The 17,215-nt window shown below is 46.2% G+C and carries 13 protein-coding genes; 11 read left to right on the top strand and 2 right to left on the bottom strand.

The genetic code is table 11. From position 1 onward, the window contains the following. Positions 1 to 6: 6 nt before the first annotated feature. Both BMX82_RS03915 and efp read right to left on the bottom strand, forming a co-directional pair. Positions 7 to 996 (bottom strand): glycosyltransferase family 2 protein, encoded by a 990-nt coding sequence (locus BMX82_RS03915; protein ID WP_036911627.1) that lies wholly within the window; start codon positions 994 to 996, stop codon positions 7 to 9. Beyond that, positions 996 to 1,562 (bottom strand): elongation factor P, encoded by a 567-nt coding sequence (gene efp, locus BMX82_RS03910; RefSeq protein ID WP_036911629.1) that lies wholly within the window; start codon positions 1,560 to 1,562, stop codon positions 996 to 998. Before efp ends, BMX82_RS03915 begins: the two co-directional genes overlap by 1 nt. Before the next feature lie 172 nt (positions 1,563 to 1,734). Here efp and rpmH point away from each other — a divergent pair, with 172 nt between their 5' ends. The 11 genes from rpmH to BMX82_RS03855 all read left to right on the top strand — a co-directional run bounded on the left by rpmH (position 1,735) and on the right by BMX82_RS03855 (position 17,211). Next, positions 1,735 to 1,890: a 50S ribosomal protein L34 gene (rpmH, locus tag BMX82_RS03905; protein WP_013063965.1), complete on the top strand. Its 156-nt coding sequence runs from the start codon at positions 1,735 to 1,737 to the stop codon at positions 1,888 to 1,890. A 106-nt stretch (positions 1,891 to 1,996) separates the two neighbouring features. After that, a complete protein-coding gene (locus BMX82_RS03900; protein WP_091766329.1) occupies positions 1,997 to 2,641 on the top strand; it encodes a PASTA domain-containing protein in 645 nt (214 codons plus the stop codon). After that, positions 2,638 to 3,714: an RluA family pseudouridine synthase gene (locus BMX82_RS03895; RefSeq protein ID WP_177172011.1), complete on the top strand. Its 1,077-nt coding sequence runs from the start codon at positions 2,638 to 2,640 to the stop codon at positions 3,712 to 3,714. Before BMX82_RS03900 ends, BMX82_RS03895 begins: the two co-directional genes overlap by 4 nt. A 22-nt stretch (positions 3,715 to 3,736) precedes the next feature. Further along, a complete protein-coding gene (locus BMX82_RS03890) occupies positions 3,737 to 4,729 on the top strand; it encodes a D-alanine--D-alanine ligase (protein WP_036911637.1) in 993 nt (330 codons plus the stop codon). A gap of 3 nt (positions 4,730 to 4,732) precedes the next feature. Then, positions 4,733 to 5,875 (top strand): acyltransferase, encoded by a 1,143-nt coding sequence (locus BMX82_RS03885; protein WP_091766326.1) that lies wholly within the window; start codon positions 4,733 to 4,735, stop codon positions 5,873 to 5,875. Further along, a complete protein-coding gene (locus BMX82_RS03880) occupies positions 5,872 to 6,543 on the top strand; it encodes a NigD1/NigD2 family lipoprotein (protein ID WP_091766324.1) in 672 nt (223 codons plus the stop codon). The genes BMX82_RS03885 and BMX82_RS03880 overlap by 4 nt, the downstream gene beginning before the upstream one ends. 420 nt (positions 6,544 to 6,963) lie before the next feature. Beyond that, positions 6,964 to 10,221, top strand: a complete 3,258-nt coding sequence (locus tag BMX82_RS03875; RefSeq protein ID WP_091766319.1) for a SusC/RagA family TonB-linked outer membrane protein — start codon at positions 6,964 to 6,966, stop codon at positions 10,219 to 10,221. 24 nt (positions 10,222 to 10,245) lie between these two features. Beyond that, a complete protein-coding gene (locus tag BMX82_RS03870) occupies positions 10,246 to 12,105 on the top strand; it encodes a RagB/SusD family nutrient uptake outer membrane protein (protein ID WP_081911086.1) in 1,860 nt (619 codons plus the stop codon). A 36-nt stretch (positions 12,106 to 12,141) separates the two neighbouring features. After that, the gene (locus tag BMX82_RS03865) at positions 12,142 to 13,635 is read left to right on the top strand and encodes a hypothetical protein (protein ID WP_143058308.1); all 1,494 of its coding nucleotides are present in this window, start codon (positions 12,142 to 12,144) and stop codon (positions 13,633 to 13,635) included. A gap of 59 nt (positions 13,636 to 13,694) precedes the next feature. Beyond that, positions 13,695 to 14,075, top strand: coding sequence for a hypothetical protein (locus BMX82_RS03860; protein WP_091766316.1), 381 nt, complete (start codon positions 13,695 to 13,697; stop codon positions 14,073 to 14,075). A gap of 289 nt (positions 14,076 to 14,364) precedes the next feature. Then, positions 14,365 to 17,211: a glycosyl hydrolase 115 family protein gene (locus BMX82_RS03855; RefSeq protein WP_143058307.1), complete on the top strand. Its 2,847-nt coding sequence runs from the start codon at positions 14,365 to 14,367 to the stop codon at positions 17,209 to 17,211. Positions 17,212 to 17,215: the final 4 nt, after the last annotated feature.

Genomic DNA, 17,215 nt, shown 5'->3' with positions numbered 1-17,215 from the left:
TTGATGTTATTTATAGAAGGTCCTCTCAAACGCTTGGAACTCGTCTTTCTTCAGCACGCAGCGCTTCCACCATGACTCTATAAAGCCTAGCCCGTAACCCGTTAACTGTACGAATGCTGCTGGGATGCTTAGTAATCCGACCCAAAGACTCTTGTTGTTGATGCTGGAATCGATGAGGATGAGAATACTATATAATATAATAGGTACGAGCGCGACAGGAAAGACAAGTGCTGCAAGAGTCAGGACAAACGTACCGATGGTGAAGACGGTAGGTAACAGATGAACAATCTTCATGGTGCCAGGGTGGCGCTTCTCCAAATTGATGCGAGCAATGCCACTATTGTAAACCTGACGGAAGAATTTTCGAAAATCCGTGCGACGTTTATGCCATACCCATGCCTCGGTGAAAAGCTGAGGACGGTAGCCTGCTTCTACAATACGATAGGAGAAGTCGATGTCCTCGCCAAAACGCATCTTTGTGAATCCGCCTAGCTTTTGGTATACATCCCTGCGAATACCCATATTGAATGAACGTGGATAAAACTTGTCGAGTTTTGCCTTTCCGCCTCGGATACCACCAGTCGTAAAGAATGAAGTCATTGAGTAAGATATGGCTTTTTGTACAGGTGTGAATGAAGGGTGGGATGCATCAGGACCGCCAAAGGCTTCTGTAGGGTTGGCTGATAACAATTGGTCGATGGCAGTTAGATAGGCGGTAGGTAATACCACATCAGAATCGAGTATCAACAGATATTCACCCTTGGCGCGCTCTGCTCCGTAATTACGACTTTGCCCAGGGCCGCTGTTCTCTTTTGCATAATAATGCAAAACAAGGATGTCTGCGTACTTGTCGCAAACATCCTTGCATGTTTTTATCGATCCGTCTTCTACGATGAGTACCTCAAAGTCCTTCACCGTCTGCATGCATAGACTCTGCAGCAGCTCATCCACTTCGTCGGGACGATTATAGACAGGAACGATGATAGAGAATTTCATTATTCCTTTACGCGCTGCAGATAGCTACCATCGCGAGTATCAACCTGAATCAGATCGCCCTCGTTGATGAACAGGGGCACGCGAACCTCTACACCAGTCTCCAGTGTGGCAGGCTTCAGGGTGTTTGTTGCGGTGTCGCCCTTGATACCTGGCTCTGAGTGTGTGACGCGGAGCACGGTCTTAACAGGCATTTCAGCATACAGAATAGTGCCGTCGGTTGTATCTGAAACAACTTCTACGATATCGCTCTCCTTCATATATTCGTGACCGATAACGAGTTCGTTGTCGATAGGAATCTGCTCGAAAGTCTCCTGATTCATGAAGATACGACCAGACTGGTCCTCATAGAGATACTGGTAGGGGCGGCGCTCGATGATAACATCCTCCAACTTCTCACCGATGTTGAAGCGACGCTCCAGTACGCGACCATCAGAAACGTTCTTCACTTTGATGATCATAATTGTGTTACCCTTACCTGGCTTTCTGTGCTGGAAATCGATGCACACCCAGATGCCACCATCCATACGGATAGCAGTACCTTTTTTAATGTCTTGTGAATTAATCATATACCTAAAAATGTTACTTTTTATCGTTTTCGGGTGCAAAGGTACACCTTTTTTAGTAAAAAACACAAAAAGTTGCACTAAATTTCGCATAAAACTTGCGTAATTCAAAAGAAATGAGTACTTTTGCACCCCAAATCGGTAAATAACAACAAAATAAAATAAGTATAAAGCAATGAAGAGAACATTTCAGCCGCACAATCGCCGTCGCGTAAATAAGCACGGCTTCCGTGAGAGAATGGCCACAAAGAATGGTCGTCGCGTACTGGCTGCACGTCGTGCAAAGGGTCGCAAGAAGTTAACAGTTTCTGATGAGAATCACGGAAAGTAAAAATCCGACTTATCAAAGAAAATTTGGTTAAAACAGAAAGAAGTAGAGAAGAATCTTTGCTTCTTTCTGTTTTTTTTGTACCTTTGCGCCATAAATAACAATTAAAATGAAAGCAAAGGATTTCTTTGGGAAGTTTTGCAGTAAATTCCTGCTGGGGCATCTGCTTGCTATGTTGTTGGTAGTGATAGCCTTGGCGATTGGTGTGAAATACGGACTTGATTGGTATACGCATCATGGAGAGGGTATCGAAGTGGCTAAGGTTGAAGGTATGTTGTATAAGGATGCATATAGTCTGATGACGGAAGATGGATTGAATATCGTTGTCAGTGATTCGGGCTATAATAAGCAACTCCCAGCCGATTGTATTCTCTCTCAGAATCCTGGACCTGGTACGAAGGTTAAAAGTGGGCATACCGTTTATGTAACGGTTAACTCTCCGTCGTCACCTTCCTTTGCTATTCCTGATGTGGTTGACAATAGCAGTTACCGTGAAGCAGAGGCCAAGTTGATGGCACTAGGATTCAAGTTGCTTCCTCCGAAGTTGGTTGAAGGTGAGAAGGATTGGGTGTATGGTATTCTTTGCAGAGGCCGCAGAGTTTCTACAGGTGATCATGTCTCAATAGAAAGCCCTCTCACGTTGATGATAGGTAGTGGTACGTATGATTCTGATGAGGAAATCGACTATATAGAGCCAGAGTATCAGTTGATGCTGAATGGTGATGTGGATGATTTTGAAGAAGTAACAGAATGATAGCAGACGAAGAATTGGATGATATTGACTTGTTGTCTGACGATAGTTCTGGTGAGGTAGAAGACGGAGGACAATTGTATGAGCACTTTCGCCTAGAGGTTGATAAGGGCCAAGTGCCTGTCCGTATTGATAAGTATATCTCTGAACATCACCCCCATTCTAGTCGTAATAGAATTCAAAAGGCGGCTGAGGCAGGTTTCATTCACGTAAACGGCACTTCCGTAAAGAGCAATTATAAGGTTCGTGGGGGGGACATAATTACCCTCATGCTGAACCGTCCTCACTATGATACGACTATTGAGCCTGAGGAGATACCATTGGATGTGGTCTATGAAGACAACGATCTGATGGTGATTAATAAGCCCGCAGGTATGGTGGTTCATCCTGGATGCGGTAACTTTAGTGGGACTTTGGTAAATGCCATAGCCTGGCATTTAAAGGATTTAGAGTCTTATGATCCTAATGATCCAGAGGTCGGATTGGTGCATCGTATTGATAAAGACACTAGTGGCTTGCTGGTTGTGGCTAAGACTCCAGATGCCAAGACTTCTCTCGGTAAGCAGTTCTTCAACAAAACCACCCATCGTAGTTATAATGCGCTGGTCTGGGGCAATTTCGTAGAAGATGAAGGACGTATTGAAGGTAATATCGGTCGCGACATCAGAGATCGTTTGCGTATGGATGTCTTCCCGCCAGATTCAGAAATAGGGAAGCCTGCAGTCACTCATTATAAAGTGATGGAACGTTATGGGTATACGACCTTGGTGGAATGCATTTTGGAAACGGGGCGCACCCATCAGATTCGTGCTCATATGAAGCATATCGGCCACCCGCTGTTTGCCGACGAGCGTTATGGTGGAATGGAGATCCTGCGAGGTGAGCGCACAGCTAGTTATAAGGCATACATTCAAAACTGTTTTAAACTCTGTCCTCGTCAGGTGCTTCATGCTAAGACGCTGGGGTTTGTACATCCTACCACAGGCGAGCAGATGGACTTTACTTCAGAGTGGCCTGTCGACATGACTGCCCTGGTTGACAAGTGGAGGAAGTATGTAAAGGTAAAAGAATATTAAGGTTATAATGTAAAAGGATACAATGAAAAATTTGAAAAGAACTATTGCCATTGTTTGTGGTGGCGACTCATCAGAGCACGACGTTTCATTGCGCTCAGCACAGGGGCTGTACTCCTTCTTCGATAAGGAACGCTACAATGTATATATTGTTGACATCAAAGGACAGGACTGGCACGTGGAGTTGCCTGATGGCACAACGGCCCAAATTGATCGCAACGACTTTTCGTTTATTGAGAAAGGCGAGGCGCGTTTGTTTGATTATGCTTATATCACCATTCATGGTACACCAGGTGAGAATGGCTTGTTACAGGGCTATTTCGATCTGATAGGGCTGCCTTATTCTACTAGTGGCGTTCTGGTCGAGGCCATAACTTTTGATAAGTTTGTGCTTAATCAGTATCTGCGTAGCTATGGTGTCAGCGTGGCTGACTCATTGCTTATTCGTAAGGGCTATGAAGAACTGGTTTCCGATGATGAGATAGAAGAGCGTATTGGCATGCCATGTTTTGTAAAACCTGCTGCAGATGGTTCTTCGTTTGGTGTTTCTAAGGTTAAGAACAAAGACCAGTTAGCCCCTGCTATCCGTAAGGCTATGATGGAGAGTCCGGAAATTATGGTAGAGAGTTTCCTAGAAGGAACTGAAATTTCTATCGGTGTTTATAAGACAAAGGAGAAATCGGTCGTATTGCCTGCCACAGAGGTCGTAACCAGCAACGAATTCTTTGACTATGATGCAAAATATAATGGTCAGGTACAGGAAATAACTCCTGCCCGTATTCCTCAGGATGTGGCTGATCGTGTGGCAAAGATTACCAGTCATATCTACGATATTCTACATTGTAATGGTATCATCCGTATCGATTATATTATCTCTAAGGAGGGTAAGGTTTCTATGCTTGAGGTGAATACTACACCAGGCATGACAGCTACCAGCTTTATCCCTCAGCAGGTGCGTGCAGCTGGTCTGTCGATGACAGATGTGCTGACAGAGATTGTTGAGAATCAGTTTGATTAATATATGGGAGAAGAATTCGATGAAATCCGACCGTACGAGGCGGAAGAGATGAAACAGGCCTTCGACGACTTGCTCAACGACAGGCAGTTTAATATCGTGATGAAGGGCTTTGCCCCTTGGTTGCCTAAATCGGTGCGTAATGGTTTGTTACGTCTGGCTTTCATGGGTATCAAGACCCCGCTCGATTTCCAGAAGCGTTTCATGAAGCCGGTGGTTAAGTACATCATGCGCAAGCATACCGATGGTTGCTCGTTCTTGGATTCTTCGATTGCTTCTTATGATAAGAGTCAGCGTTACACATTCGTGTCGAATCATCGCGATATTGTGCTCGATTCGGCTTTCCTTGATGTGTTGCTGGTTGAAGCCGGTTATCCCACTACCGTCGAGATAGGTATTGGCGATAACCTGCTTATCTATCCTTGGATTAAGCGTCTGGTACGCATGAACAAGGCTTTTACCGTTCGTCGCGGTCTCTCACTCCGCGAGACGTTGGCTGCCTCGCAGCTGATGAGCCGCTATATCCATTATGCCGTTACCCAGAAGCGCGAGAATATATGGATTGCGCAGCGTGAGGGACGTGCTAAGGACTCAAGCGATCATACGCAGGATGCCGTACTTAAGATGCTGGCGATGGGTGGTGATTTGAAGGAACTGAACATCGTACCACTTACCATCAGTTACGAGTTCGATCCGTGCGACTATCTGAAGGCGCAGGAGTTCCAGCAGAAGCGTGATAATCCTGCGTTCAAAAAGTCGCGTCAGGATGACCTCGACAATATGAAGACGGGTATCTTTGGCTATAAAGGTCGTGTGGTATATCGCCCGGCAACTCCTATCAACACCTGGATCGACGAACTCTCTGAGTTGCCCAAGACGGAGTGGTTTAAGGCTTTGGCCGAGCGTATGGACTGCGAGATACATCGTGGCTACGAACTCTATCCTTGCAATTACATTGCGCTCGATGAATTGAATGGCGACCATGCCTATGCTGCCCATTACACCGAGGCTGACAAGCAGCGCTTCGAACAATATCTGGCTGGTCAGATAGCGAAGATTCAACTGCCTAACAAGGATGAGGCCTTCCTTCGTGAGCGCATGTTGACAATGTATGCTAACCCTGTACGTAACAAAATGGATGCTCAATGAAAAAGGTTCTAGTCTTTATTGTTGTTTGTTTGTTGTGTGGTTGCGAGCAAGATGCCTACGAGAAGGGCGAAGGCAAGTACTCTCTGATGCGTGGCGATTTTGTGGAAGCTCAGATCAATGGTAACAAACAAGTGATGTCTGTCATTACTGATGATGGTGAGCTGTTATTGCTTACAGAACCTTATACAGCCAAATGGATTGCTAAGGCTGACACAGTCTACCGTTGTATGTTATTTTATAATAAGCTAAAATCATTAGGCCGACAAACTGCCGAAATCGTTTCTATGGCTCAGGTTCCTTGTCCTATGGTGAAGCCTCTTAAAGATTTCGACAGAGAGTTTCGTACTGATCCTGTTAAGTTTGAAAGCCTATGGTTGAGCAAATCGGCGAAATACCTGAATATTTATCTTCAGTTGAAGACTGGTGTTACCGACGATACTTCTGCTGTGCAGCAATTAGCAATCCTTACAGATACCGTTATTTCGCATGTCGATGGTACTCGCACCCGACATCTGCTACTTCATCACGACCAGAATCGAGTGCCTGAGTATTACTCAACTAAAGCCTACATCAGTATCCCTACTCAGAAATTGGATGCTGATTCTGTATCTATATTCCTGAATACTTACTCTGGTCCTATTCAGAAAACTCTTTTTCTTCGTAAATAGTTTCTTCTGTAAGTTCGTCCATATAATAAGTGTATTAGGCACATTTATTGTTAAAAACCATCAAAAATGATGTTGTTGTGCCTACACTTATTCGTATAATTATGCTCTTTTCTGCTACTTTTTTGGTTGTAAATTACACTTTGGGAAAAAAGTATCAGTTTCTGTCAATAAAAAGTAGTTATTTTTTTTAAATTTAGTTTAACTTTGCAAGCGTTACAATGTGTTCTAATGAACTATAACTATTAATATTCAAATTTAAAAAGAAACCAAAACGTATGAACCAAAACAATTCTTCTTAACTGTTAGGAGTCTCGTGTACCTTATTTATAGTATAAGCAGACTCGAGGATGTTGTGCACATCAAAATGACTAAAAATGTATTCAATACAAACCAAATTTAATCTATAGTAAATACTTAAGTATGAATCGAAAATTTAAGAAGACAGCGCTGTTGATGAGCACCTTGGCTCTGTTGGGACTTGGTTACTCGTCAAATGCCTATGCCGCAGGAGCTCCTCAGGAGGTTCAGCAGGCAGCGAAGAAGATTACAGGTACTGTAGTCGATGCAATGGGTCCCGTCATCGGAGCCAGTGTAGTGGAAAAGGGTACCACAAATGCTACGGTTACCGACCTTGATGGTAACTTTACACTTAACGTGAAGCCGGGTGCGACGATTGTCGTATCGTTCATCGGCTTTGAGACACAGCAGATTGCCGTTGGCAATCGTGACAACTTCCAGATTACGCTGAAGGATGACAATGCAGTCCTTGAGGAAGTTGTGGTTGTGGGTTACGGTGTCCAGAAGAAAAAGCTGGTTACTGGTGCAACTGTTCAGGTGAAGGGTGAGGAAATCGCCAAACTGAACACGACCAATGCTCTGACCGCCATGCAGTCAAGCACGCCTGGTGTGCAGATCACTCAGAGTTCATCGCAGCCTGGTAAGGGCTTTAAGGTGAATATCCGTGGTGTTGGAACCATGGGAACCTCTTCTCCATTGCTGATCATCGACGGTATCAATTCTGGTACGGCTGACGATGGCCTGAACGGTTTGAACCCGAACGACATCGAAAGCATTGACGTACTGAAAGATGCTGCCTCGGCTGCCATCTACGGTGCCCGTGCCGCTAACGGTGTGATCCTCGTGACCACCAAGCAGGGTAAGGCCGGTAAGGTGCAGGTTCAGTACGATGCCTATGTAGGTTGGTCAAACGCCTACAAAGTGCCAGGCACCGTTAATGCACAGCAGTATATGCAGATTATCAATGAGACCAACTTCAATACATACGGAACTGCTACCAACTGGAGCAGCATCGTTCCACAGGCAATCCTCGACAAGGTGGACAAGGGTTGGGAAGGTACCGACTGGTTCAAGGAGTATGAGAACAAGAACGCCCTGCAGTTCAGTCATGCTGTGACCATGACTGGTGGCTCTGATCGCTCAAAGTTTTCAATGTCTCTGAACTACAGCTCTAACGAGGGTATCATGGGTGCAGACAATGCATCTAACTACAAGCGTTATGGTGGCCGTATCAACTCTGAGCACGTTCTGCTCAAGGCTAATAATCGTGATGTGATCACCATCGGTGAGAATCTGTCTTACTGGTATCACAGAAGCCATGACCTCGCAGAGTCGAATGGTTACTGGAATATCATGCAGGCTGCTTATATCGCCTCTCCTCTGGTAGAGCCTTACGATGCAGATGGCAACCTCGCTTCTTATAAGAACAATGGTGCTGGCTATAGCACGATGATCTATAACAACCCGTTGAACCACTTCCTTAATGGCGGTTTCAACTCTATCAATAAGAACCGTGACTTCGGTTTAGGTGCAACCTTCTACTGGATCATCGAGCCGATAAAGAACCTCCGCTACCGTGGACAGTTCAATACGGGCTACAGTGCCAGCAACTACCGTAGCATCTCTAAGCCATTTAGCTCTAGCTCAACGAGCTCCAGTGCCAACTTTGATCTGAGCATGGGTGAGTATGAGAGCAGTAGCTTCACATTGGAGAACACACTCTCTTATATTCTCCCGAAACTGGGAAAGCATACGATTGATATCCTCGTCGGTCAATCTCTTGAGCGTTCGAATTGGAGCTCTGGTATGAATATGAGCTTCACTGTTGATGAATCGAACTTGAATTCTCTGGTTCGCAACGGATGGGACTACAATATTCCTTCTAACTATGAGACACAGTATATGACTGGTCATGGTGGTTATGACAACCCGATGCAGGGTAGTATTGCCTCATTCTTCAGCCGTTTGAACTGGAACTATGACGAGAAGTATATGGCAACAGCCATCTTCCGTGCCGATGGTTCCAATAACTTCGCCCGCGGTCACCGCTGGGGCTATTTCCCCTCATTCTCTGCTGGTTGGGTGATCAGCAACGAGAAGTTCATGGAGAGCACGAAGAGCTGGATGGACTTCCTGAAGTTCCGTGCTTCTTGGGGTCAGAATGGTAACTGCCAGATTCCTAACTTCTATTATCTCTCTAACATCGCTTTCTCTCCGACAGAATATGCCGACTATGGCTATAAGTTCTCAAGCGATATGGTTAAGACCGTCGATAGCAATATCTATACAACTGGTGCATACGCCAAGAACGCTCCTAACCCTGACGTGACATGGGAGACTTCTGAGCAGATTAATATTGGTTTTGATGCCCTGTTCATCAATGGCAAACTCGGCTTAAACTTCGACTGGTATGTTAAGAAGACCAAGGACTGGTTGCTCAGTGCTCCGATGAATGAGGTGCTTGGTTATGAGGAGCCTGCTATGATCAATGGTGGTGACGTGAAGAATACCGGTTTTGAGCTGGCTCTCTCTTGGCGTGATCAGGTCAATAAGGACTTCAGCTATCATGCCAATGTGAATGTGGCTACTAATAAGAACGAGGTAACCCGTATCGCCAACGCCAATGGATTTATCAATGGCCAGGTTGATGCTATCTTCGAGAATTCTTCTTTTGCTTCTCGTGTAGAGCTTGGTCACCCCATCGGTTACTTCTATGGTATGTCTTATAGCGGTATCTGGCAGAACCAGGCTCAGATTGATGCCGCCAGAGCTGCAGGCAAGGCCATGCTTCCTAATGCTGCCCCTGGCGATCCTATCTGGGATGACTTCAGTGGAGACGGTACCATCGACTATGACGCTGACCGTCATGAGATTGGTAATCCTCATCCCGATGTAACCCTTGGTGTCAGCCTCGGCTGCGAGTACAAGGGTTTCGATTTCGCTGTCACCGGTTCGGGTGCTTTCGGCATGCAGGTGCTGCAGTGCTATCGTACCGCTCTGCTGGCTAACCAGTATAATAGCTATACTGTTGATGCCTTCGACCGTTGGCACGGTGAGGGTACCAGCAACAAGTATCCTCGTCTGACCGTTGGTCAGATTGCTGATCAGTGGGTTTCTACCCGTTATATGCAGGATGCCGACTACTTCAAGATTCAGAACATTACACTGGGCTACAACTTCAATAAGATCTGGAAGAACTCTCCGTTCAGACAGCTCCGTCTCTATGTACAGGCTCAGAACCTCTACACCTTCACTGGTTATACTGGTGTCGATCCTGAGGTCGGTTCTTCTGGTGGTAAGGATTCTTGGGCACGTGGTATTGATGTAGGTCTGTATCCTTCAGCCCGTACTTTCATCGTAGGTGCAAGTATCAAGTTCTAATAATTTAATAAGGAAGATAAGAATATGAAAAAGATATATTTAATGGCAATCGCGATGCTCTTCGCTGTAGGTCTGACCTCTTGCGAGGACTTCCTCGATTCCGAGAATTACACACAAGCTAATAGCTCTAACTATCCAGCCTCTGCTGGAGACCTGAATAAAGAGCTGGCCGCTCTGTATGGTGTGATGAACCAGTTTAGCACAACTCCGCTGGAGACACCATGGTTCGTTGGTTATATTATGTCTGACGATGCTAACGGTGCCGGTGGTACTGGCGACGTTGAGGCTCATGCTGTTGGTCACCTGATGGCTAACAAGGAAGACTTGTTCGACAATGCTTGGCATAATATCTATGTGGGTATTGCCCGTGCCAATGCGATTATCTATGCCGTTGACGCTTTCGACTGGACCGGTCAGGAGGCAACCCGCAACCAGTTGCTGGGTGAGGCTTACTTCATGCGTGGTCTGTTCTATCTCTGGGGCGTACAGTTCTGGGGTGATATCCCTGCTTACTGGGCTTCAGCTGCTCCTGATCCATGTCCTCAGGAGAGCGCAGAGAATGTGATTATGCCACATATCCTGGCCGACTTCACCAGTGCTGCCAATCTGATGACTCATGGTATGACAACCCGTGGTGACGGTCATGCAACCAAGGGTGCTGCCGAGGGTTACCTGGCTCGTGCCTATATGTTCTATGAGGGCTTCTATAAGAAGGCTGGCGAATTGGCAAATGCCAATCTGGCTGATGTCGCTTTCGACTTTGAGCAGGAAGGTGCCGGTGCTTCTCTGAGCAAGGCTCAGGTTGTGGCTTTCCTTGAGGATGCCATCAACAATGGCGGCTATAAACTCATAGAAGACTTTCGTCTGCTTTGGCAGTACACCAACGAATACACCATCAAGGACTATGCTTTCGTAAATGACCTGGATAAAGCCGGTAAGGTATGGGCAGGTAATGGTAACGAGGAGGAAATGTTCCAGATACAGTATATGAACGCTGGTTCTTGGAATGGTACTATCGGTATGGGATTTGTAAATCAGGTGTCTCTGTATACAGGTTTGCGTTGTGATGACGACGGTGCCGGTACTGCTAATGGTGACGCTAATACTCTTCCATTCGGACAAGGCTGGGGACAGGGTACTATCAATGCTAATCTCTGGGATGAGTGGAGTGACAGCGACCCACGTAAAAAGGCTACTATCCTTGATGCTCAGACAGAGTGTGAGAAATTCGTATTTACCACTTCCTGCTCTGAGGATGCTGGTTACTACAACAAGAAGTGGATGCCTATCACATGCTCAAAGTCAACTTGGGATGATCATAACACGGCTTATACATGGTGGGGCGTTTATCGTACCGAGAACACGAGTGCAGCCAACAACAACAAGAACTCTTTCCAGGGTGACCACTTTGCTGACATCATCTTACTTCGTCTAGCTGATGTGATGCTGATGCATTCTGAGTTGACGGGCGATGCTACTCAGATGAACAAGGTTCGTGCACGTGCAGGTCTGCCTGCTACAACCTACTCTTGGAAGAACATCAAGGATGAGCGTCGCTTCGAGCTTGCCGGTGAGGGCCTGCGCTTCAATGACCTGCGCCGCTGGTCTGGTAAGGACGGTGGAGCTAGCTGCGAGGCTGCTCTGGCTCTGCAGAAGCAGGATGGATCTCGTGTGAACTACACGGGCCACTGGACTGTGATGCATCATGGTCAGGGCGTAGGCGGTAGCAGTTGGGCTCAGCGTTATGCCGATACCGACGGCTTCGTCATGATTCCTCCCCAACAGATCAGTATTGTCGGTAATCCTGAAATCCTGAAACAGAATCCTGGCTGGGGGGCAAGTGCTACTGGTGCTAATATGTCGGGTTGCCCAGTATATGACTAATAAAGAGTTTCGAATTAATCATTAAGAATAAGCAATATGAAAAAATCAATATTATTGTTCGCAGTAGCGCTGGGTATGCTCACGGCCTGTGATCCTATCAAGGAGGACGGAACTTTTGACGTGGACAACTATACATCCAGCAACCTGCTTGATGGTGCTGAGTTTTCGCAGTATGCCGATCAGGCTTGCACGACTCCTCAGGCTGATGGTAACTATATTAAGTATAATATTCCCAATGCATCAGGTATTTATATCTATTATATAAAGGCTGATGGTTCAGAATTTAAGCTTACTAGTGGTGCAAGCGGTGGCGTATTTAACTTTGTTCCTGCTCGTGGTTCTGATCCTAACCAAACAGTTTACTTTAAGTATATCAATGCCAACAACCAAGAAGTTGTGGCTTCTAAGGAGTTTAATGTTGCTGTAGCTGCTGAGCTGAAACCAGAGATTCGTCTTATCGCTTCTAATGCTTATGGCAAGAAGACCTGGACATGGAACACTCATAGTGGCATTAGTGCTGGTGGAGTTGATAACCTTGTCTGGGGTAACTTTGGTGCAGATGGTAGTTGGCGTGGTGAAACCCTTAATGATTTTGTTTGGTGGGGAGTTAACGATGCTGCTGATTTGAAAGATCAGTTGGGTCACTCTGTAACTGGTGCTGCTATCGGTGAGGAGGATAATGGTGCAACGATGGTCTTTACAGAAGACGGTCTCGTGAAGTGCTATGACGCAAATGGCACAGAAATTCGTTCAGGTAGCTATGAGATAAAGGGATGGACTGGTGAAAACCATGATGGATTCAAATATGGTATACTCCATACTTCGGAGGGTGCAACACTCTTCCCTTATGAGATTAATGCTGGTGGACGTTATGTGACGGATTACTGGATTTATTCTCTGACATCGGATAATCTTGTTTTGGTTTATCCAGATAATGGTGCATTCAGTGGCTGGTCTGAAGGAACATATTGGGCATTTAAGAGCGAATCTGACGTCTCTGGTATGATGAACAACTACGGTAGTAAGACTTGGACATGGGATACAGAGAGTGGTATTAGCGCTGGTGGAGTTGATAACCTTCTCTGGGGAAACTTCGGCGCAGATGGTACTTGGCGTAATGAAGACTTTGCTTCCTGCGGCTTCACATGGTGGGGCGTTAATGATGCATCACAGCTGAAAGATCAGCTGGGTCACTCTGTAACGGGTAGCGCAACCGGAGAGGAAGACAATGCTGCTACGATGGTGTTGAATGAAGATGGTAGCGTGAAGTGCTATGATGCCAATGGAACGGAGATTCGTTCTGGAAGCTATGAGATTGACCTCTCAACAGCGGATGTCTGGAAGAAGGGTACATTCAAGACTACAGAAGGTGCAACTCTGTTCCCTTATGAGATTAATGCTGGTGGACGTTATGTAACAGACTTCCAGATTTACAGCATCTCAGATTCTAAGATGGTTCTGACTTATCCTGACAATGGTGCGTTCAGTGGCTGGTCTGAGGGAACATATTGGGCTTTCAAGAAAAAGTAAGTGCTTAGGGACCCTTGTGTACTGCCGCAAGGGTCCCCTATTATAAAACCATAAGAAATATGAAGAAGTATTTATTTGCTTTTTTGTTTTTGTTTGTTGCTCTATCATCTTGGGCAAGGCAGTATGGGCCATATTTTATGTATAATAACACACCAACACCAAGTGGTTATACAAAAGTGGTCTGTTTCTCTAATCCCAACTATATTGGTGTTGGGGTGGTGCTAGTGAATGTTGAGACAAATGAACAGATTCATCTGTCAACGAGTTCTACATATCAGCCAATGTGGTTCTATTTTGTACCAGGAGGTACTTATAGGGTTGTTGCTGTCAATGCTCATATGGCAAAAGTTAAAATCAATGGTTTTGATGTGGGAGAAGGAGACGAGGTCGTGTTCTGCAGAAATGCCAGTGGCAGTCTGATAGCTTTTCCAGATGAATAATGATAGTTAGGGCCTTATTTCTAGAAATACTGCCCCGTAGCATATAATGGCTGCGGGGCGGTTAATTACGAATAATCCATGGATTTGTTTTATATGTAGGAAAGTTATATCTTTGCAACTATTATGAAGCAAGCAATAGCTAGAAAATCTTTTTGAGGTTTTAGTATTTCAGTTGTTCCGTAGCACTTGCTTTGCTGCGGGGCGATGTCTATTTCGCTTGCGTAAAGACTCTTTGCAACTAGATACGAACAATAGAACAAAGCAGCGTATTGACCAAAACTGATAAGGCGTGAAAAAAGTATTTTGGATTCTGATAACACAGTTGATGATACAGCTCCCCCATGCGGTAGGCAGACCTGTCGTTCAAGCGAACGTCCCCATAGTGGCTGAGGATGTGCACGTGGGGTGGTTTTCCTTGGCAACTGAGAAGAAGGCGGTAGCCATATATACAGATGCCAATGATTATAATGTCGTGCAGATTGCAGCAGAGATGCTGGCCGATGATGTGGAAAGAGTAACGGGACTTCGACCTTTACACCAGGCTGTGGGATCACTGCCAAAGGATGCTTGCATCGTGTCGGGTACATTAGGAAAGAGCCAACTAGTAGACAGACTGGTGAAAAGCCTGGAAATAGATGTCAGTGGTATTCGAGGTAAGTGGGAGTCGTATATCATCACCACTGTTCAGCAGCCAGAGGGCAATGCCCCTTTGCTCCTTGTTATCGGCAGCGACCGACGAGGGACTGCTTTCGGACTGACATCTCTTTCTGAGGCTATTGGCGTGTCACCATGGTATTGGTGGGCTGATGTGAAGCCGCTTCGTAAAAAAGTACTTTATGTTGAACCGGGCTTTTTTTGTCAGGGTGAACCGGCAGTACAGTATCGCGGTATCTTTATTAACGACGAGCGCTTTGGCGGATGGGCGCGCTGGGCTGAACATCATTTCGAAAAGGCTGAGGGGAAAGTTGGTCCAAAGACATATCAAAAGGTTTTTGAGTTGTTGCTGCGTCTGAAAGCCAACTACCTTTGGCCTGCCATGCATCCAGGGACCCAAGCCTTCAATGATGATCCGGAAAACGCACGTCTGGCAGACGACTATGCGATCGTGATGGGATCGTCGCACTGTGAACAGATGCTGCGCAATAACGAGGGAGAGTGGAAGGCTGTAAACGAGCGGGCAAAGGCAATAGGTGAGGCCGGACTTGGTAGTTTTAACTATATAACCAACCGCCAGATGATGCAGGATTATTGGGAGGAGCGTATTAAGGTCAACGGGAAATATGAGAACACCTATATCGTTGGTTTGCGCGGTATCCATGATTATCCGATGGAGGGAGCCCATACAACTGCAGAACGTGTGGCTCTGATGCAGCAGGCCATTGACGATCAGCGCAACATTCTGCGCCGTAACATCCATAAGGCAATAGAAGAGATTCCTCAGGTTCTTTGTACTTACGAGGAGGTGCTTGATGCCTATCATCATGGATTGAAGGTGCCCGATGATGTGACGCTGCTCTGGAGTGACGATAAGCATGGCTACTGTCGTAATCTTTGCAACCCAGAGGAGCTACAACGAAAAGGTGGAGCAGGCATATATTACCATTTGTCGTATCATGGTGATCCTGCCAGTTGGATATGGCTCAGTCCGCTCTCGCCCGCCTTTCTCAGTACAGAGCTCACCAAGGCTTACACATATGGTGCCAGGAAAATCTGGGTGTTTAACGTCGGAGATATCAAACCTGCGGAAAAAGAGATATCCTTTGTGATGGACTTGGCGTGGAATCTTAATCGATGGAAACCTACCGAGGCACACAACTATACAAGATATTGGGCAGCAAAGACTTTCAGCCGGGACCTGGCACCAGAGATCGCCGATATGCTAGCAGGCTACTATCGGTTACAGGCTGCAGGCAAAGATTCCCATGTATGGTTCGTAAATTACAGCGATGAGCAGATTGGGCAGCGTATAGCTCAATGGCGTGCGCTGGCTGCTCATGCAGATGAGTTGTCATCTCGTATCCCGGAACCGTTAAAGGCGGCCTATTTCGAACTGGTGCACTATCCTATTCGTGGTGCTGCCATGATAAATGAATATCAGTTGCTGGCTCGTCGTAGTATGGTGAGGGCAACGACAGGTGATGGTGATGAGGCCATAGCAGATGGCCGACGTGTGGAAGAGATGTTTGACCGGCTGAATGCATGGACAGATCATTATAATAACGGAATCCTTGACGGCAAGTGGGCAGATTTCTTCAATTGGCAGCCCTACCATTGGTTCCGTTCGGAAAAGATAGATCCGCCTTACTGCACGCCAGAGGTGTTGGAACAGGTTCAGAACAGCCCTAAGCCGCGCTTCCTCCCTGTTTGCGAAGCTGTCTCTGTTGAAGGCGTCAGCATTGATAGTGAAATGGAAGGTGATATACCCCTTTGGATAGAGGCATTAACACCTGTTGAGAACTTCTCGAAAGCGGCTCAGGACAACGTATTCTGTCATGTCGTCTCTGACTCGGGTAATTACGATGCCTCGGCGACACCTATTAATAATATATGGCATGCTTCTTATGTCGGTCCGATGTGGAGTCGTGTCGGCATGTTGCACCTGAAGAAAGGTTCTAACCCCCTCGCTATTAACAGTCTGAAACCTGGTACCCGTATCTATAAGATATACATTGGGCTCTATCCTCCGTTTGAAAGAGAGCCTCGCCTCAGGATTCCTGCATCTCTCTATCAGAGCGCACAGGGTGGTATTGAGCGCGTAGAAGGTTTAGGTTATACTGATGGAGTTTTAGCGCAACCTTTTGATACGTCATCTTATCAGCAGATAGAGAAGGCTCCTTTTGTTGAATATGAACTGGATCTATATGATGGTGATACCACAATCGAAGTGCGGACGTTGCCTACACTTCATCTCTATGAGGGGCGTGATGCCCGCTATGCGGTCCAACTCGGTGATACCGTACCGCAGGTGTTCTCTATCCAGACTGAGGATTTTACTGCAGAGTGGCGCTCAAACGTACTGTGTGGCTATGCCTCACGCTCGCTGTCCGTTGCTGCCACAGGTCGTCAACGGCTGCGTATTTACCTGCTCGATCCAGGCATTGTGCTACAAGAGGTCTTAATTCACTCTAAAGAATAGGGAA

This window comes from Prevotella sp. khp7, from assembly GCF_900109055.1.
Lineage (GTDB): Bacteria > Bacteroidota > Bacteroidia > Bacteroidales > Bacteroidaceae > Prevotella.
This window is presented reverse-complemented; position numbering and strand designations above follow the sequence as displayed.